Annotated in this window: 25 protein-coding genes; 1 reads left to right on the forward strand and 24 read right to left on the reverse strand. The window is 44.0% G+C overall.

Features of this window, described 5'->3' with window-relative positions:
- Nucleotides 1–130: 130 nt before the first annotated feature.
- The 6 genes from WR49_RS12040 to WR49_RS12065 all read right to left on the reverse strand — a co-directional run bounded on the left by WR49_RS12040 (nucleotide 131) and on the right by WR49_RS12065 (nucleotide 4,166).
- Complete coding sequence (locus tag WR49_RS12040) at nucleotides 131–592, reverse strand: hypothetical protein (RefSeq protein ID WP_046224173.1); 462 nt, start codon at nucleotides 590–592, stop codon at nucleotides 131–133.
- A 78-nt stretch (nucleotides 593–670) separates the two neighbouring features.
- On the reverse strand, nucleotides 671–1,084 hold the full coding sequence (locus WR49_RS12045; protein ID WP_014386763.1) for a hypothetical protein: 414 nt from the start codon (nucleotides 1,082–1,084) through the stop codon (nucleotides 671–673).
- Nucleotides 1,085–1,095: 11 nt separating this feature from the next.
- Nucleotides 1,096–1,296: a hypothetical protein gene (locus tag WR49_RS12050; RefSeq protein WP_046224174.1), complete on the reverse strand. Its 201-nt coding sequence runs from the start codon at nucleotides 1,294–1,296 to the stop codon at nucleotides 1,096–1,098.
- 76 nt (nucleotides 1,297–1,372) lie between these two features.
- Nucleotides 1,373–1,666, reverse strand: coding sequence for a hypothetical protein (locus WR49_RS12055; RefSeq protein ID WP_014386761.1), 294 nt, complete (start codon nucleotides 1,664–1,666; stop codon nucleotides 1,373–1,375).
- Nucleotides 1,667–1,892: 226 nt separating this feature from the next.
- A complete protein-coding gene (locus tag WR49_RS21485) occupies nucleotides 1,893–2,810 on the reverse strand; it encodes a hypothetical protein (RefSeq protein ID WP_197078531.1) in 918 nt (305 codons plus the stop codon).
- A 60-nt stretch (nucleotides 2,811–2,870) separates the two neighbouring features.
- A complete protein-coding gene (locus WR49_RS12065; RefSeq protein ID WP_231574703.1) occupies nucleotides 2,871–4,166 on the reverse strand; it encodes a DNA cytosine methyltransferase in 1,296 nt (431 codons plus the stop codon).
- On the opposite strand from WR49_RS12065, the gene WR49_RS21610 reads away from it, so the two are divergent.
- A complete protein-coding gene (locus WR49_RS21610) occupies nucleotides 4,083–4,388 on the forward strand; it encodes a hypothetical protein (protein WP_231574707.1) in 306 nt (101 codons plus the stop codon). The two genes, WR49_RS12065 and WR49_RS21610, sit on opposite strands and share 84 nt — an antisense overlap.
- Nucleotides 4,389–4,566: 178 nt before the next feature.
- Here the strand turns inward: WR49_RS21610 and WR49_RS12070 are convergent, their stop codons facing one another.
- From WR49_RS12070 to WR49_RS12150, 18 genes are all read right to left on the reverse strand, one after another.
- The gene (locus WR49_RS12070) at nucleotides 4,567–4,905 is read right to left on the reverse strand and encodes a hypothetical protein (RefSeq protein WP_046224176.1); all 339 of its coding nucleotides are present in this window, start codon (nucleotides 4,903–4,905) and stop codon (nucleotides 4,567–4,569) included.
- Between the two features lie 195 nt (nucleotides 4,906–5,100).
- Nucleotides 5,101–5,280 carry a hypothetical protein gene (locus tag WR49_RS12075; RefSeq protein WP_046224177.1) on the reverse strand — a complete coding sequence of 60 codons (180 nt, stop codon included), beginning with the start codon at nucleotides 5,278–5,280 and terminating at the stop codon, nucleotides 5,101–5,103.
- Nucleotides 5,281–5,745: 465 nt separating this feature from the next.
- A complete protein-coding gene (gene tusA, locus WR49_RS12085) occupies nucleotides 5,746–5,976 on the reverse strand; it encodes a sulfurtransferase TusA (RefSeq protein ID WP_014386756.1) in 231 nt (76 codons plus the stop codon).
- A gap of 30 nt (nucleotides 5,977–6,006) precedes the next feature.
- Complete coding sequence (locus WR49_RS12090; RefSeq protein ID WP_017085262.1) at nucleotides 6,007–6,393, reverse strand: hypothetical protein; 387 nt, start codon at nucleotides 6,391–6,393, stop codon at nucleotides 6,007–6,009.
- 213 nt (nucleotides 6,394–6,606) lie between these two features.
- Nucleotides 6,607–7,242 carry a hypothetical protein gene (locus tag WR49_RS12095; RefSeq protein ID WP_014386754.1) on the reverse strand — a complete coding sequence of 212 codons (636 nt, stop codon included), beginning with the start codon at nucleotides 7,240–7,242 and terminating at the stop codon, nucleotides 6,607–6,609.
- A 55-nt stretch (nucleotides 7,243–7,297) separates the two neighbouring features.
- Entirely contained in the window at nucleotides 7,298–7,708 is a 411-nt protein-coding gene (locus tag WR49_RS12100; protein ID WP_052715028.1) for a hypothetical protein, read from the reverse strand.
- An 83-nt stretch (nucleotides 7,709–7,791) separates the two neighbouring features.
- Nucleotides 7,792–7,983, reverse strand: coding sequence for a hypothetical protein (locus WR49_RS12105; protein ID WP_046224178.1), 192 nt, complete (start codon nucleotides 7,981–7,983; stop codon nucleotides 7,792–7,794).
- A gap of 38 nt (nucleotides 7,984–8,021) precedes the next feature.
- Nucleotides 8,022–8,288: a hypothetical protein gene (locus WR49_RS12110; protein ID WP_052715029.1), complete on the reverse strand. Its 267-nt coding sequence runs from the start codon at nucleotides 8,286–8,288 to the stop codon at nucleotides 8,022–8,024.
- A complete protein-coding gene (locus WR49_RS21615) occupies nucleotides 8,275–8,892 on the reverse strand; it encodes a hypothetical protein (RefSeq protein ID WP_225471976.1) in 618 nt (205 codons plus the stop codon). The genes WR49_RS12110 and WR49_RS21615 overlap by 14 nt, the downstream gene beginning before the upstream one ends.
- A gap of 61 nt (nucleotides 8,893–8,953) precedes the next feature.
- Nucleotides 8,954–9,427 carry a class I ribonucleotide reductase maintenance protein YfaE gene (yfaE, locus tag WR49_RS21800; RefSeq protein WP_337959091.1) on the reverse strand — a complete coding sequence of 158 codons (474 nt, stop codon included), beginning with the start codon at nucleotides 9,425–9,427 and terminating at the stop codon, nucleotides 8,954–8,956.
- 56 nt (nucleotides 9,428–9,483) lie between these two features.
- A complete protein-coding gene (locus WR49_RS21620; protein WP_231574700.1) occupies nucleotides 9,484–10,026 on the reverse strand; it encodes a hypothetical protein in 543 nt (180 codons plus the stop codon).
- Between the two features lie 44 nt (nucleotides 10,027–10,070).
- On the reverse strand, nucleotides 10,071–10,373 hold the full coding sequence (locus tag WR49_RS21625; protein ID WP_231574701.1) for a site-specific DNA-methyltransferase: 303 nt from the start codon (nucleotides 10,371–10,373) through the stop codon (nucleotides 10,071–10,073).
- A 66-nt stretch (nucleotides 10,374–10,439) separates the two neighbouring features.
- The gene (locus WR49_RS12125) at nucleotides 10,440–10,937 is read right to left on the reverse strand and encodes a hypothetical protein (RefSeq protein ID WP_046224179.1); all 498 of its coding nucleotides are present in this window, start codon (nucleotides 10,935–10,937) and stop codon (nucleotides 10,440–10,442) included.
- Nucleotides 10,938–10,995: 58 nt separating this feature from the next.
- Nucleotides 10,996–11,475, reverse strand: a complete 480-nt coding sequence (locus tag WR49_RS12130; protein WP_014386746.1) for a DUF3085 domain-containing protein — start codon at nucleotides 11,473–11,475, stop codon at nucleotides 10,996–10,998.
- A 76-nt stretch (nucleotides 11,476–11,551) separates the two neighbouring features.
- A complete protein-coding gene (locus tag WR49_RS12135) occupies nucleotides 11,552–11,905 on the reverse strand; it encodes a hypothetical protein (RefSeq protein ID WP_046224180.1) in 354 nt (117 codons plus the stop codon).
- Between the two features lie 71 nt (nucleotides 11,906–11,976).
- Nucleotides 11,977–13,137: a hypothetical protein gene (locus WR49_RS12140; protein ID WP_046224181.1), complete on the reverse strand. Its 1,161-nt coding sequence runs from the start codon at nucleotides 13,135–13,137 to the stop codon at nucleotides 11,977–11,979.
- A gap of 280 nt (nucleotides 13,138–13,417) precedes the next feature.
- On the reverse strand, nucleotides 13,418–13,912 hold the full coding sequence (locus WR49_RS12145; protein WP_046224182.1) for a DUF5983 family protein: 495 nt from the start codon (nucleotides 13,910–13,912) through the stop codon (nucleotides 13,418–13,420).
- Between the two features lie 108 nt (nucleotides 13,913–14,020).
- Entirely contained in the window at nucleotides 14,021–15,781 is a 1,761-nt protein-coding gene (locus tag WR49_RS12150) for a VWA domain-containing protein (protein WP_046224183.1), read from the reverse strand.
- Nucleotides 15,782–15,784: the final 3 nt, after the last annotated feature.

Consider the following 15,784-nt stretch of genomic DNA (forward strand, 5'->3'; position numbering starts at 1 on the left):
TACAATAAGTACTGTTTGTTTTTGGCGACCAGCTATCGCACATAAGCGCCAAAGGCACTTCCCGAAGAATCCTGCTCTAGGATGCTTGGGAAAGTGCGGGGATATTCCCACACTTACCGCTCATTGAGCATTACTCCTGACGCATCTCATTCTTTGCTCCTTGTAAGGAGATCACATGCGTCGGATCTTCTTTATTTATATCAGCCCAAACCCGCAATTGGAGATTTCCAGCGTTGTTTTCTATCAACAATGGAAATCCAACGTTATCCTCAGAGTTGCAATCTGAGTAGCCTTTAGCACTTAGCAAAAGCTCACCACCGATATTGCCTATCTCAACCGAGGCCGAGACTTTATCACCTAACCCATCGACCAGATCGGTTATATCAGTTTGCAAGGTTGGTTTGTCAAGCGAGTACATCTTTTCGCATAGCGTGTCGATCTCTTCTCCGCTCAACGGCTTTTCGTCAGTAAAATGAGTAAGTCTTGCAAAGAAATCAGACAATTCCTTTGGGTTCGATTGCTCCATCGTCTCCTGCATCCAACGTAACGCGGCCAAAGCCATATTTAGTTCTTGGCTGGTTAATGCTTTCATTTTCCTTCACCTTTTAGTTGTGGGAAAACAAGTACCCAGAGGGCGCTTGTTCCCCCTGGGGTTAATTTACATGCCAGATCAAAGGTACTTGAGCCCGGCTGTTTTGGGATATGTAATGTCAGCAGCTTTGACGTCCGTCAGCAGAGCTTCCAGAGCTTCACCCTGTAGAGTAAATCCAGCAAACACCGCTACGTCGTCGAGCTCGTCACGCCATTGCATTGTGCTATCGAAGTGCTCGATGACACCATGCTCCACCATGATTGGCCGCAGCTTCTCATCTCGTTTCTCACAGCATTCCTTGTACCGGGCATAGCGTAGCTTGTCCTGGTACGCATCCTCAGGCAGGTCTTCGACCGTTCCGAGACAGCTATAAGGAGCTGGGTAGACGATGGTTTTCACACCATTTGAGACGCCTTTCATATCTTTATGAGTGTGCTTCCAGATCAGTTCAATTTGCTCTGGAGTACGCTCTGTTTTATTCACTTCTGTCATGACACTACTCCCTACTTGCGTGAATCTTTACTGGTGAACTGTTCAAACGTTATAGACTCAATCTTTTGAATCTGTTGGCGTAAGGATGCTAAGCAATCGTGCTTAGCTCGCTCAAAAGCATCAGTCTTGTTGCGCTCGTGTGGGCGAGGCAGATAGTATCCGTCGATCTTCTCTACCGCGCTTCGTAGTGCATATCGGTTTAATTTAGTCATTTCTCTCTCCAGAGTTAGAGAGGGAGCTGTGCCGCACAGGGCGTCAGTTCCCCCTGTGGGTTTGTGTTAATAGGTATCAGACAATTGACATGCCGACTTGTAGTTCACCTTTATAGTCTTTGGGAAGATCTGCAAGCTCCCAAGACATACAAGGCGTTGATACTGGCGTGGTGATCATACAAACATTGTTGCGAACGATGTAATTATAAACACCCCACTCGGCATACTCAGGTTCTCCTTCTTTTGATAAAGCCCATTCGTTACCGAACTGGTCTTCACACAAGTAAACATCGAATTCTGAGTCATGCTCATCAGCTTGTTTAACAACTGTCAGTTTGTGTACGGTTGCAATTTGATCGAATTTTGACATATCTATATCTCCATAAGTTTTTGGAGATAGCCTCCTGCCGGAGAGCTATCCCCGGTAGGGTTATTAGTAATGCTGTTTGTTTTTGGCGACCAGCTATCGCACATAAGCGCACAAGGCACTTTCCAAAAACGTCTCTAACAAACGCCTTTAGAAAATGTCAAGAATGACACCAAGAGGTAAGGATGCAGAGCTATCAAGCTCCGCATCCACCTTAGAGTAAGTTAATTCATAAAGAACAATGAATTAAAATACCATTTTCACTTTTCGCTGCTTCAACTCGCTTGTTTAAACGAAAATCGAAGCAAGCATCCAGAATTTGTCTTTGAAGATACTTAACAAGCTCTCCTGCACTTCGAACTGTTTCTCGTGAACCATTTAATGGCTCAACAAAACAATCATCGTACCAAGAACACGCATCTGGATTATCATGGACATACTTTTTCAACATGCACCAATCTAATGGAGATATAGTTTCTCCCTGCTTAATATTTCCGACGATGCCTTCTATACGTGAATGAATCACCCCGGCTTCGTTATAGCCACTGGGTTCTTGCATTTCGTCATATGGCCCATCATCAATATCGCCACAACCAGCCGGACAGCAATTTGCATCTATGCCGTGGGAGCAATAATGAACGTCATCATTCCAATGCTCTTCATGGCTTTCAGTTTGCTGCTCCGCTGTAATGACTTCGTAACCGTAATTTTCAGCAAGCTTGATAACCTGTTCTTTAACTCCTTTAGGTAAGTCGAGAACAAGGTTATCAATCGCATCTATATACCGGTTTGCGAAGAGTTCATAAATCAGTCCACATCCTTTGTGAGCATCTTGAGCAAGCTTTTCAACCTTCTCAGGGTAATTATCACAAGGCCACTGGTTTACCTTTTCAAAGTGGTCAATTAACTCATCCAACTCCCAAAAGATATTGTTTATGACAGTACCGAAGACCAAATCGTCTCGGCCAGCTGCGTTACAAACAGTTTGTATGACAGAATACATATCACTTAAATATGTCACTCTACCAGCTGGACCATCTACAAATTCAGGTTCAAGCTCATCCCCTGTTGAGTGGTAAACAGCTGCACATTTTAGAGCTTCCGTATACGAACCGTGTTCAGCACGATAAATAGATAATTTACACATAGATTTCTCCTGGTAAGGCTGAGGAACCCCTTCTGGGAATCACCTCAGCTATTGGTAGTGTTAAGCGGCCATAACGCGAATTTCATCTCCAGCCATTTGGATTGGAATTGATTTTGCTGGTTGATTTCCGCAACTTGTGTCCGGACCATCCGCCACAGCGAAATAGACCGAATTGTTCATTACATTGATAGGCATACCCAAGGCTTCACCTGCTGGTGCGAGCTTGAGCATTCCTGATCGTTCGATTAAAGCCGGAGCCCAGTGGAAGTCTTCGCCGCCGATATAAGGCTGCTCGGTATCCACCACTTCGACTAGTACCGGAGTCTTGTCCACCAGCTGCCAGCAGCTTCGGCCTAATTCGTAGGCCAGAGCTTCAAACGCAGGGAAGACAATAGACTGCCCCAGGATCTGATGCGCTACCGTGTCAGATTCCCCCTCAATCAATTCTGACGGGATGCCTTTCACTCGGCAGTGCTCCAGTGGAGTAAGGATTCGAGACAGTTCAGGTTGTTCTGGATGAACAATGAACGGCTCGGTCGAACGGCATTTCGCGTAATCTTTCCCAATTGTCCCTAGGTATGACTCTTCACCTGTCAGCAATTGACGGCTAAAGCCTTTACCAGCAGCCTTGTCACGTTTTTCTTTCTCAGCCAGATAGTCGAATGACTTCCAACGCTGTGAATCAAGCTCAACAGGCTCCAGGATGTCTTGGATACACGCTTCTTTCTGGCGCAGCGGCTTAACCTCTCGAATATCGAACGTGTCGATACCAACAGATGTGCCAACCACACACAGACGTTTGCGACGTTCAAGAACTCCAAACTCATTGCCATCCAGGATACGCTCCTGAATGTTGTACCCCAGAGAGGTCAGCACTGACCGGATTACTTCCATGCTCGCAGTCTTCTGGTAGGTATCAACGTTCTCAATTACCACCATTGCTGGATTGAGAGCTTCGACAAACTGCAAAAAGTTGAAAAACAGTGCGCCAGCTGACTCATGCGATTCAGCGTGACCTCCGATTTCACCACCCCATAGTTTGTTCTTCGAGCGCCCTGCCCGGCTGGCACCAGTGCATGGGATACCTCCTACCAGCAAGTCAACCTGCGGTGGCTTGCGGCTGAGATTTACCGACTGAATAGGCGACTCAATCACAATGGATTTGTCGTCCCACAATTCGGTGTTATTGCGAAGGGAAGCATCCAGGTATTTACCTTCCATCTCGACCGCAACAGCAATTGAGCTGTTGATCCCCGACCGTTCCAGACCAGAGTGGATAGCTTTATCCAAAACGCCGCCACCATGAAACAGGCTGCAAACGCTCAGAGGCTCTCCATTCTCCAGTTTGGTGAACAAGCGCTCTACCCGCTCAACAACACGTTCATGCTGATGGTGGGCAGAAATAACGATTGTCCCTTGGCGAATAAAGACGCGAAGCATCTCAACGCCATCGAACAGTTCCGCCAGCTCCTGAGAGCTCACGTCAATGATGGGCATAGTCCGACCATTGCGAGTACGTTTACTCACGGTGAACTTTCCCGTATCGCATACCCGGATAACAACCTGAGAGTCCTTTAACACCAGATCATACTTTTGGCCTGGTTCATAGCCTTCACGAGCTAACTTAGCTCCTTCTAGCCATACTCTTTTCTTACCGCGATGCTCTCCGAGTTTTGTATTTACGATGGTAGCCATATTCATTTCTCCTGAAATTCAAGGGCCACCAGAACCCCTTAGGGTCTGGAGCCCCAAAGGGTTAATTGGTTATTGCGTTGTTTTTGATTTCAACGACAACAGTTGCATCTTTTGGGATTGGAGCTCGCCAGCAAGTTACGCGCAATGGAGTGAAAACGTCTTTAAAATCGACTTCCACATGAACATCGGGTAAATCTGCTGTAGGGTTATCCATATCATCTGCATCAATGAGGACAGCGCCTTTTGATGACAGTTTATTTGCTGCATTCAATATTTCGATGAGCCACGTAACCTCTCTTTGAGAAGGCATCTCATCAGGAAGTTGAAGAACATGAAGACTGTTCTTCCAGAACGGAGCATTGATTTCATTGTAACTAGGCATCAGTGTATCCTCTTGCATAGAAGGTACACCTTTCCCAACCGGGAATGATGTACCCGGTTGGGTGAATAGATGCTATTTATTTTCGGCGTCTAGCTAACGCACTCAGTACACAACGGCACTTTCCTATAAGTTCTACACTCCACTTTCACATGTGAAAGCTAAAACCTTTAGGAAAGCGCCGGATGAACCGACGCTTTTAGGCTTACTTATCAGTTAAATCACTTCACCAGACAAGCCTCGCACAGCTCTGTGATAAAGAACCTTGTGAGGTGTGAATGTCGTGTTAAACCATATCGCCTTTCCACTGAAAGCTGAAAAAATCCAGCCCCCCGCTTTAGCTCGATGATTTATCGCTTCTTTTTGTGAATCAAACTCAATAAATTTAGCGGCCATAGGTGTCTCCTTAGATAAAGAGCACACCTGTACCCTACGGGCACAAGTGCGCCCGTGGGCTAGTGTTTGAAATGAACTACCTCATAGGTTTAGGCAGATTCTTGAAGTTTAAGGTTGTCGAGGCAAATTGCATGATATAAGCGATGTCTCTGATCTAGGAGGAAATCCTGATCTGGCCGCCATGTGCTGCGATTGTATTCCTCAGTAAAACCGTTATAAGCGTTTACTTCTGCTGGGGACAATTTCTTACCTGTGTACACACAGGAAAGCCGTCCTACCTCGACAATAGACTGTTTGGGTAGTGGGGTATTAGCCTCTTCAACAGTGTATGAGCGCTTTGTTCGATGGTCGATAATCTTGGACTTTAATTGCTCGTGATTTAGACCTCGTAACGATATATACATGCCTTTCTCCTAAATTAAAGGAGCGGAACTATCCCATAGGACGTTTCCGCCCCTATGGGGTTTATATTTGTTTCTTGATTATGTATTTGTATGGGGGAGAGGTTACTTCGCTTTCCACAAGTTGATGATCCATGTGGCGACAAAAGTCAGGTATATCTCTCGTGGTAGCTGGGTCATCAGCTTTCACTTCGAGTGTTTCTCCTGGCCCCATACGACGAATTGCACGACGAACCACCATTAATGGCTCAGGGCATCGCAATCCCATCACGTCAATAAACTGATCTACATTCATTGGTTATCACCCTTGCCTATAGCAGTCTAATCACGCGACAGAAGACTTACTGTTTTCTTCGTAGCGCATTTTCGCTTGTTCGTTTAAATCAAGTTCACCGTCTTCTAGCTTTAGAATATTTTCTAGAAGATTGGCTTTGTGCATTAAAAGTTCAGCAACAGCCTCATCAATATCCTCGATTATCTGTTTCTGTTTTTTGATGGTGTAGCTATTCAGTTCTTCAACCAGAGGCCACGCTACACTCGAATGAGTATTTAGTGTGGGATATTCTGCTTCAACCTCACAGACAACGCCATTGGCACCTTCTCGATAGTGTGGATAGCCTATACGTAGACCAACACATCGGTCTAGTTTGGGATAAACACAGAACTCCAAAGGGGTGCGATTAGTAAAAATATCGTTAGTGTTTTTAGACATGATCTTCTCCATGCAATTATTGGTTATTGACGGAGAGCTCCCGACGGGAGGCTCTCCCGTCAGGGTTGATATATTGCTGTTTATTTGCGACGTCCAGCTAACGTACTCAAGCACCAAAGGCACTTTCCAAAAAAGTCTCTATGTACGTACAAACTGCTTTGGAAAGCGAGGGGGCATTTCCCCCTGCGCTTGTTATTTCTACCTTATAGTTTCCTACAAGGCTACATCGTGTGATTCACATTGTTCGATATTCGGCCAATAATAGATTGTACCTTTGCCCATTTGATCTTGACGTGGTGTACCTAGAAATTTGAATAAATTTCCCATGCAACTTGCCACTGCTGAAAGATCTTTTCCTGGGGGGACATCTATCCCAAGACAAGTACGACCATACATAAACCGTCCAGAATATGAACGAACATGGAATTTAGTTTGCTCACTCTCAGGTTCATCTCGATTTACCTTATCTACAGCAAGTACTACCGCTTTGTTTAGAACGATAGTTTGACACGCCTTATCAAGCTCACCGAAGCGTTCAACGTCGATACCACAGAACTTATCAAGTCCCGAGGCAGCATCATGAACAATCAGTTGCTTGGTGTCAGCCAATTCATTTTCCATCGGCTTCCAAATGTTTTCAGCCTCTTTATCAATGAATTGCACTACCTCATGCCATGACCAAAACTCAACATCATCTCTGATGGCACAATGTTCAGGTTCTCGATCTTGCTGCATACATTCCAGCAAAAGCAAATAGCCGTCATACCATGTTCCTTTATATTCATTATTGAATTTAAGGACTTGTGCAGCGGCCAATCCAATTGCTTTCTGTTTCAGTGAAGTAGTCATTGTAATCTCCTCGAACTTGGAGGAGTCCACCAGCAGGTGATCCCCCTCCTGGTGGCTACTTATTTCTTTTAGCTAACTGTCTGAGTGTGTATTGGCAAAGGTTACGCACTTCATCAGGGTCGTAACCAGATAACACACAACAGGTAACAAATGAAAATGGATGAACTTCATCAGAGTTCAACCATTCATAAGCTTCATCTTTTGCTTTTTTACCAGAGCGTCCGTCAGCAAGGACATTTAAGCTATACCGCAAAAATGCCTCTCTTAGCTCTTTAATCTGCCCATCAGTCCAAGTTTCGATTTCAGTTTCAAACTCTTGCTCGACTGTACGTTCAGAACATGATGCTACGATTGTTAAGGGAGTAACCTTTTCAATCGGCTCTTCATCATTTTCTAATAGCAGAACATCAAAAATGAAGGGGAGTTGTAATTGTGCATCGTAGGTTAATACGCTTGCAGTATTCATGGGTTGCTCCTAAAAATTTAATTGAGAGGCAACCCACTCCCAAAAGGGCATAGGTATGCCCCTTTGGGGTTAAGTTTCATATGTTAAAATCCAACAATCTGAGAGTTAATTTGCTCTTCCAGCCAAAGCTCCAATGATTCGAGCTCTTTTCTTTCCGACGATGAATTTGCTTTTAAAGCATTACATCTAACGGCCAGCTGCATCGAGCGAACTTCCTCTACAGTTTCCACGTTGTTTCCAGCAAACATAACTAGTTGCGAATTTGGCATGGTCATAACTCACCTCCCTGAGTTTATAAGCCAGTATCTAATGCCTAGGCGTTAAACCAATCTGCGGGACATTCAATCACCGCATGGGTTACGACATCTCGCTCTGAGTAACCTTGAACCAAAGCATCGGTACACTTCTCAGGAGAAGTACCTTGAGGGACCAACAATTCAAGATGAATTCCATCCGAACCAACTAAATCATCCCCGTAAGGGAAGCCATTGATCGTTTGGTTGTGTCGCTTACACCATTTAATGATATTGGCAATACGACCATGCTCATCTTGACTAGCTATTCGTTTATTCAGCTTCATTGGACACCTCCTGACATGCACCTAGTTCTACCATGCTTTGCATACATAGCTGGTTCATATCCATTGTGAGTGTGTCATTTATGGCCGAATAAACGATCCCCTCTTTCGCAAGTTTTAACACCTGTTTCAACAGAGAAAGAATAGATTGAGCCTCATCGTCTATACGATCTGCTATATCTTTCCATTCCCAATGTTCAAATGGTTGCCATGCAGTTAAATCGGGCTCTTCACCTTTCTCAACGCATTCTATTAGGTACTCGTAAGCCATGAACCAATTGTCAGCACTTCCTAATTCTGACAGGTACTGAGCAGTTGCTTGGGCGTATGCGAGTTCTTCTAATTTTGGCTTGGTGGTTAAGGACATTCTTAAACGCTCTAGAGCTTCTTCTGCATCATTACGAGTTAAGAAGAAGTGTTCTACAGACGAACGGCAACGTTTGCCTTCCGCATAGTAAAGAATGCTTTCCTGTGTACAATCTGGAGTGGCTAAACCGTACTCCTCAATTGTTACAGGCTTGATGGTTAATGACTCTTCACACAATTCATAAACAACAACAGGGAAAGTGCTATTGCGGTAAAAATCGTGATGGTATTGATTGGTCATACATATTTACTCTTTGTAAAGAGGAGCCCAACCCGTAGGTTAAAGCTCCTCAGGGTTGGGGTTAGATATCGACAGTTACATCTGACGTTGCTGTAGCACAGCAAGGCAAAATTTCACCATCATTAAGATATGCTATAGGTTCAGCACGGTAAGAAATGTTCCCTCTTACCAGCTTGCACCGACATGCTCCGCAATACCCATTTCTGCATTGCGACTCAATAGCGATACCTTTTCTTTCTAGTTGAACCAGTAACGTACTTGTACTGGCTGGTAAGTTGACATGCATTGTCATACTCCTTATTTGAGAAGCATGACTCCCAGCGGGAGAACATGCCCCGCCAGGGTGGTTAATAGATGAGATTTTGCTGTTTATTTGCGACGTCCAGCTAACGTACTCAAGCACCAAAGGCACTTTCCAAAATAGTCTCTTTGTAAGTTCAGACTGCTTTGGAAAGCGAGGGGGAGATCCCCCAGCGCTTATTACCCTTAAACGGTACGTACTCCGATCTCTCGGTGTACTAGAGTATTTCGACATAAATTCGAGAATTTTTCTAATGTGGAACTGCCCATTCTAGGTGTCAACATTAGCTTTCACTCTGTTAGGGTATAACCCCCAGAATCCACTCGAACAAAATATCGTTCATCTTGCAGCACTTGACGAACCTTGGCTTGCCAGTGTTCGTTTTGTCGGTGTTTCGCGTAAGGTGCAATTTGTTGGTAAATGGCATCTAACGATAAGGTTTTACCTTGTAACACTCGACGCAACACTGCTTTCCATGTAACTCCAACCATATTGGCCGCACGTTTATCTGCTACTGGGATAAGCGAAAGCGATGATGATGCATTTTGCTTTTTGAATACCAGTAACTTTTCATGGGCGATACGAACCAGCTTACTGTTATTGCTGTAGTTGGTCCGGTCAGAGACACAGTTGTGTTGTACCTTGATGATCTCATCAACGAGTTTACCTGGAGCCAAACGCTCAACCAGACTGGACAAGTTATAATACTCGCCTTTACGTCGAAGGTTTCCCATCAAAATACCGTAGTGACCTCCCGGTTCACAGGCATCATGTATATTCATAATGGCTAATTCTAGAGCTTCCACGAACTCTGGCAACGATAGACGGCTCATATCCCATTTATTGGGTTCGCCATACATGTTTCCAGAATATTGAATCATATCGGCATAGGGGGGTGCCACCAAATAAGGTGGGCTGGCTCCCCAAGAAATGCAGACAGATCATCTCGCAGCAAATTAAACCCCTGATGCAAGTCTGTACCAATAAAACGAACTTTGAGTTCATTTGCCACATCAGTACTGGTTCCTCCCCCAATACTAGGGTCAACAACTAAGCCATTAGGTTTCATCATATATGACTCAATAAAGTCTTTAATGATGTGTCCGGTGCAATTACCTCGATACTTGTTGTCGCCATAATGACCACGATTCGGGTAAGAGCAAACAGATGTAGTAAACATGGTGTGTCCTCCTTGTGGTGGGCACACCATGCTCCCTTTAGGGGCAATGGGTGCCCCTGTTTAGGGTTAAAGGTTGTCGGTGTACCATGCATCAAGGCTTTCGTAATCCTTACGATATATCTCCTCATTGGGAGCTGTCATAAAGACCACATCACCTTCACAGTAGGTACACAATTTGAGCTCACGCTCGTTATACCAGAACGCACTATATGACGAGTCTTGATGAGCAATTCTCCAAGAGTCGTTCAGGTAGCAATTCCAAAAGGTTAGTGTATCTCCTAGTGGAAAGTGACTACGTTCGATAATCGAACCATGCTCTGTTTGTTCTGGTTTAACTCGTCCTGTTTTAAGTCGCTTCTTAATGATGCGTTTGGCACGATTCAGCAGTGCAAATAAGCGAGCATTGTCACTGCTATACCACTGTGGATTACGCTTATTCCAGTAGAATTTTGCGTGAATCTCACCAGATAAGCGCTCCATTTCATTACGGTTTAAAGTATCTAAGAAACGACGCATTGCCATGTCGTGATTAAGCGTTGATTCTAAGGATGCGAGTGTAGTCATTGTGATTCTCCAGTTAATAGAGACCACTGCCCATTCAGGGCAAGTGGCCCCGAAAGGGTTATTTAAGGACAAGTGAAATTTGTGTTGGCGCAACGTTTAACTTGAAATAACGCTTATTAGCTTTATACGCTAAGTCAAACCAACCTACCGGAATGGATACGCTGCCATCATCACCACCAAATATCATTCGAGCAGTTTCGTAAAAGTCGTCATCTTTGTCAGGATTACATCCGTGAGCATAGACAACAGCACCTCTTGAGCGAGGACTTTCTTTTACATCTGCGTTGTTCAGAAGATACAAACCTTGATCTTTTACCAATAGCAACTGCGGTTCGACTAAAGACTTGTCTATCTGGCTGGAGTCCGGCCATCCAAAATCTTTGTGTTCCTCATCGTTTCCATTGGAATCAACAACTTTGCCTGTTTTGTATAGAGCAGGCTTAAAGAGGTCATCCATTGTTGGTGAATAACTTTTCGTCTTATTAAGCTCATCCACCAGCAGTTGTACTTCTTTCATGTTAAATTTTACGATTGCCATAATGGCCTCCATTAAAAATTGAGAGGCCAGCAATGCCCTAGAGGCTTTGATGGCCCCTTAGGGTTTAGGATTTAATTTATTCTACAAATATATTTAGAGCGCGTTTGATATCTAACTCAAACTCATCCAAGCATGGCATTGATGCATCCATCTCGTCATACCCTTCTCGCTCTATAATTCCCCAAAAACAATCTGAAAGATTATCAACCAAATCAAATAGTTCACTTTCTTTCCACTTATTTGGGGCTCTTTCTATTTCGTCAACACATCTATAGATGAGGTTTGAATATGAATAAAGATCTACAACAAAGTTATCTTCACCATAGCCAAAACAATCTCCGATATTGATGTGGTTGTCCTCTGCATGTTTCAGTACAGCGGTAGTGAAATAGAAATGGTATTTTGCTTTATGTGCGTTTTTTGTGCTCATGGCTGTCTCCATAAAATTGAAGAGGCAACCAACGCCTACCAGGGCGCGATTGCCCCGTTAGGGTTAATGTATTAGATTCGGGCTTCCATAATCTGGAACTGCCCTTTTGTCTCTGAGCATAACTCTTTGAGAGAGCTATACAGTTGCTCTGCCGACAACATTGGTTTACCCAAAGCTTTCATTGCCTCAAGTGCATTTTCAGCTCCATGCTCCCCTGTTGCGTCAAAGACGTTGTAGTGGACTTCACCTATTGAAAGAATGTTTCCGCTCGCCTTCACACCAACCTGCATTTTTTCAACAGTTAATGTGAGTCGCTCACTTAAAGAACCTGAATGAACACTTATTGTCGTATCATCATGGAATACGCCGTTATAGATTTCATCAAAGTTGATCATGATACTTTGGCTGTATTTTTCGCCAAAATAGAGTGTTAAGCAAACTTCCTCTAGTTCCGTATCTGTCACTAATGCACCATTAGCTTTAATCAGATACGGTCCGTCGATTACAGCCTTCATATCGTCATGAATTGCGTCGTATACATCACCTGCCGTCAAAGTACCATTTGGTTCTTTTTGGACAGATTTAATACGTGTAAGCACTTTTTCATCCGACAATTCAGAACTGTTATCTGTGAAGTAGTCAGGTCTCAAGTCTTCTTCTTGGATTTGATAGTATCCTTCCGGAACCACCCACTCCTTCCAACCTTCAACCCAATCTGTTTCAGTGTAATCACTCCAATCAGGACTTCTATCTCGGTTAATAACATCGAGAACCCCATCAGTAGTCCAACCATAAACTTTTTGGGTTTCTAGGTCGGTAACGGGAATACGACGCTCCAACGGAGTTTCAATGGACATCAAACTAAGTTTAGTTTCATGGATTCTGAACACATCCCCATCTAATTCAATGAGGCTTTCTGGGTCCGTTAACAAGCTGTGTTTGCCTTGTGCAAGATCCAGAAAATATTCCACCCCTAGACTGATAGTGCTAACCAGATAGTCAACACTATCGACAAGCTCTGCGCAGGTCTTGAGATGAGATGGTAACAGTCGGCCAGAAAGGCTAATTCCCATATCAGAAATTTTCTTCTCTGGATTTTTGATTGCTACGTTTGCGGCCACACGATATGCCTCATAGGCATCTTGTGCAGTAGGATAATCAAAACCCTCTGTCAAAACGCAAAGGAAAGCTGATTGTATTTTCAAGTCAGTATCAGTGTGAGCGATAGTCATGGTTGTTCTCCATAAAAATTGGACACACCTATGCCGTCGAGCAAGATGTGCCCGAGGGCTGTGATAAAAAGTGAATTAATGCTGTTTATTTTTGGCGACCAGCTATCGCACATCAGCGCACAAGGCACTTTCCTTGAATCTCTCGACTTTCACATGTGAAAGTGAAAGGCTCAAGGAAAGCGCCGGGAAACCCGACGCCTATTTCTGGTAGTTGGCCCACCAGGTTCAAAATGTGTGTGAAGTAAAAGCCCAGATAAGAGACTGGGCGTATTAAATGTTATTAAAATATTGGGAACTGGTCATGAACTTGAGCATCAGCATCAATTTCAATCATGCGATACCCAGCTTTAACTGCCGAAACTAAGATATTGTGAAATTCTTCCCCCATACCGTTATATCCAAGATTGTTCTCAGGTTCATCGTACAGTTTGATGAGCCAGCCAGTATTTCGACCCATTATCATATTGCAGTCTGGAGCATAGGATAGCTCATTTAGTGCTTCATGCTCATCTAATGGAATATGACAAATGCTAACACCAAGCGTCTTATACTGATCGTTAGCCGCAGTAAGTGACCATTCAAAAAATGGATACTCAATGTCACCCTCGAATACAGCAATCATTCTAAAGTCGCGTTCAGGTCTGGTTTTTTGCAGTATTTTAAGCTCTTTAATGGCACTTTGCTCACTTAGAACCGTGCAGGGGTTGTCAGCGCGGTCAATGTTGTCATGCCAATTACGACCATGCTTATCTTCAATTTGATACCCAATAATCATGATTAAATACTCCCTAATAATATACAACGCTATCCCCCTATCAGGGAGTTAGACGCCTAAAATGAATAGGCCCCGTCCCTGACGGGATAGGGCCAATACATGGACTGATTAAGCAGCAAAAGCGGTCAACGATCGCTCCATTAACTTAAACAGTGTTTTTTGTAGATCCGCAGCATCTTCGATGACAATGTTCGTATTGAACAGTCGATTAACGGCTGTAGTTTCAATACCGATACCAATCATTTCTATGTCACTGGCTTCACACAGTCCGATAACTTTGTGACAGGCCAGTGCATTGTTCGGCGCACCATCTGTCACAACTATCATCATTTTACGTTCCTCTCTGGTTTTGGTTAGCTCAAATGCGCTATACCAAATTCCCTCAGCCATCGGTGTACCACCGCGTGAATTGAAGACAAATTTACCAGTTTGGTTTTGTACTTTTTGACCATGCTTTACAACGCTGTACACAGGAACATTGGAGTTGTTACCGAAAAACGTTACTGCTGGATTAACCCCTGGAATGCTTTCTAAAGCTAATGCAATAGCTAAAGAGGCTTCCCTTGCAATATCTTCCCTGCGCTTACCGTTTCCGGCAGGGCTATCCATTGAGGAGCTCATATCGACCAAAATGTGAACCGCTGTATTAGGGCGCTTCTTAGCTTCTGGTCTCTGGAAAATACGAGTATCTCCAATGACAACTTTATGTAGTTGACGAGTGTCTACACGCTTTCCACTTCTTTGGTTCCTATGAGCAGTTCTTTGGCTGGCTTGCACCAATCCATAAAGCTGCTGTCGGATTTTTGAAGTTGTACTTTTCACATCTCCATTGAGACGCTGCCCAGCTTCTTTGTGATCATGGATATCCATTGCTGACCGTACTGCTTGGTAACGATCATCACCTTCTTGCTGGGCTACCAGATTCAGCTCTTGCTTCAAAGCGTCTTGCGCATTTTTAGGCAAATCACTGTTTCCAGCGCTTAGTACTTGTTGTAGCAATTGAGAAGCATTAGGAGGAGAACTGTTAACGCTCGCGTTCTCTTCACTATTATTACCTTGAACTTCGGGGCTATTTTCATTTTGCTCACTTTGCGCTCCACTACTGCCACCCTGTTGTTCTTGGCTATTTTCATCATTGCCATTAGATGACGACTGTTCCTGCCCATTTGGACTTTGAGAGTCGTCACTACTTTTATCCTTCTGCTCAGGTGATTGCTCACGTTGAGATTTCGGATTTTGCTGCTCTTCATTATCTTTCTCTTCTTCGATCATCTTAATGATGTCATCAGCAAGAGATGCAGCGTTTGCAGTTGATTTGGCGTCCACACATTTACGTAGCAAGGCATTAAGCCTTACAACAACACCTTGAGGGAAAACTCTTTCAAACACAGCTTTTGCGCCATCTAAACGCTCTTGCAATGCAGTTTGACCTACACCAACTGTTTGCAACCAATACAAGCAGTATGCAGACAGGATGGATGCAGGGTGGTCTTCATCTCTCACGGGTTCATAATGGCCTGCTTGAAGCATGTATCGAGCCATCTCGTGCAGTGTCAAAGCTGTTCCTGGATAGACCCCAGGCATTGCTCTTTCAATACGACAATCTTCAATGACGTTTGTTAGGTGAGCGTGCAAGCCGCGTCGCATTTCTACATTGAAGTCCGTAAACCGAACGTGTGCAGCTTCATGTGCCAAGTAGCCCCAAACAGCATCCATATTTGGATAGTCATCTGGAACATTTGGAATAACGATAGTTTGACCATCAGTGCTTGCGGTATCTGACCCCAAGGCAACTTTCACACCAAACTTCTCGCCATAAGCAGCAGCTACGATGGGTAAAGCATTATAAACAGTACGTTTTTTAGACATATT

The sequence above is a fragment of the Vibrio sp. ECSMB14106 genome (assembly GCF_000972265.1).
Lineage (GTDB): Bacteria > Pseudomonadota > Gammaproteobacteria > Enterobacterales > Vibrionaceae > Vibrio > Vibrio kanaloae.

Excerpts from the sequence above, each read along its gene's own strand:
- WR49_RS12135 (WP_046224180.1), bottom strand. The coding sequence starts at position 11,905 with ATGAGCACAAAAAACGCACATAAAGCAAAATACCATTTCTATTTCACT.
- WR49_RS12095 (WP_014386754.1), bottom strand. The coding sequence starts at position 7,242 with ATGACTACTTCACTGAAACAGAAAGCAATTGGATTGGCCGCTGCACAA.
- WR49_RS12045 (WP_014386763.1), bottom strand. The coding sequence starts at position 1,084 with ATGACAGAAGTGAATAAAACAGAGCGTACTCCAGAGCAAATTGAACTG.
- WR49_RS12090 (WP_017085262.1), bottom strand. The coding sequence starts at position 6,393 with ATGTCTAAAAACACTAACGATATTTTTACTAATCGCACCCCTTTGGAG.
- WR49_RS12050 (WP_046224174.1), bottom strand. The coding sequence starts at position 1,296 with ATGACTAAATTAAACCGATATGCACTACGAAGCGCGGTAGAGAAGATC.
- WR49_RS12145 (WP_046224182.1), bottom strand. The coding sequence starts at position 13,912 with ATGATTATTGGGTATCAAATTGAAGATAAGCATGGTCGTAATTGGCAT.
- WR49_RS21620 (WP_231574700.1), bottom strand. The coding sequence starts at position 10,026 with ATGAGCCGTCTATCGTTGCCAGAGTTCGTGGAAGCTCTAGAATTAGCC.
- WR49_RS12125 (WP_046224179.1), bottom strand. The coding sequence starts at position 10,937 with ATGACTACACTCGCATCCTTAGAATCAACGCTTAATCACGACATGGCA.
- WR49_RS12150 (WP_046224183.1), bottom strand. The coding sequence starts at position 15,781 with ATGTCTAAAAAACGTACTGTTTATAATGCTTTACCCATCGTAGCTGCT.
- WR49_RS12040 (WP_046224173.1), bottom strand. The coding sequence starts at position 592 with ATGAAAGCATTAACCAGCCAAGAACTAAATATGGCTTTGGCCGCGTTA.
- WR49_RS12110 (WP_052715029.1), bottom strand. The coding sequence starts at position 8,288 with ATGAAGCTGAATAAACGAATAGCTAGTCAAGATGAGCATGGTCGTATT.
- WR49_RS21485 (WP_197078531.1), bottom strand. The coding sequence starts at position 2,810 with ATGTGTAAATTATCTATTTATCGTGCTGAACACGGTTCGTATACGGAA.
- WR49_RS12075 (WP_046224177.1), bottom strand. The coding sequence starts at position 5,280 with ATGGCCGCTAAATTTATTGAGTTTGATTCACAAAAAGAAGCGATAAAT.
- WR49_RS12105 (WP_046224178.1), bottom strand. The coding sequence starts at position 7,983 with ATGACCATGCCAAATTCGCAACTAGTTATGTTTGCTGGAAACAACGTG.
- WR49_RS12130 (WP_014386746.1), bottom strand. The coding sequence starts at position 11,475 with ATGGCAATCGTAAAATTTAACATGAAAGAAGTACAACTGCTGGTGGAT.
- WR49_RS12100 (WP_052715028.1), bottom strand. The coding sequence starts at position 7,708 with ATGAATACTGCAAGCGTATTAACCTACGATGCACAATTACAACTCCCC.
- WR49_RS21625 (WP_231574701.1), bottom strand. The coding sequence starts at position 10,373 with ATGTTTACTACATCTGTTTGCTCTTACCCGAATCGTGGTCATTATGGC.
- WR49_RS12055 (WP_014386761.1), bottom strand. The coding sequence starts at position 1,666 with ATGTCAAAATTCGATCAAATTGCAACCGTACACAAACTGACAGTTGTT.
- WR49_RS21615 (WP_225471976.1), bottom strand. The coding sequence starts at position 8,892 with ATGACCAATCAATACCATCACGATTTTTACCGCAATAGCACTTTCCCT.
- WR49_RS12140 (WP_046224181.1), bottom strand. The coding sequence starts at position 13,137 with ATGACTATCGCTCACACTGATACTGACTTGAAAATACAATCAGCTTTC.
- WR49_RS12070 (WP_046224176.1), bottom strand. The coding sequence starts at position 4,905 with ATGCAAGAGGATACACTGATGCCTAGTTACAATGAAATCAATGCTCCG.
- yfaE (WP_337959091.1), bottom strand. The coding sequence starts at position 9,427 with ATGTCGAAATACTCTAGTACACCGAGAGATCGGAGTACGTACCGTTTA.
- tusA (WP_014386756.1), bottom strand. The coding sequence starts at position 5,976 with ATGAATGTAGATCAGTTTATTGACGTGATGGGATTGCGATGCCCTGAG.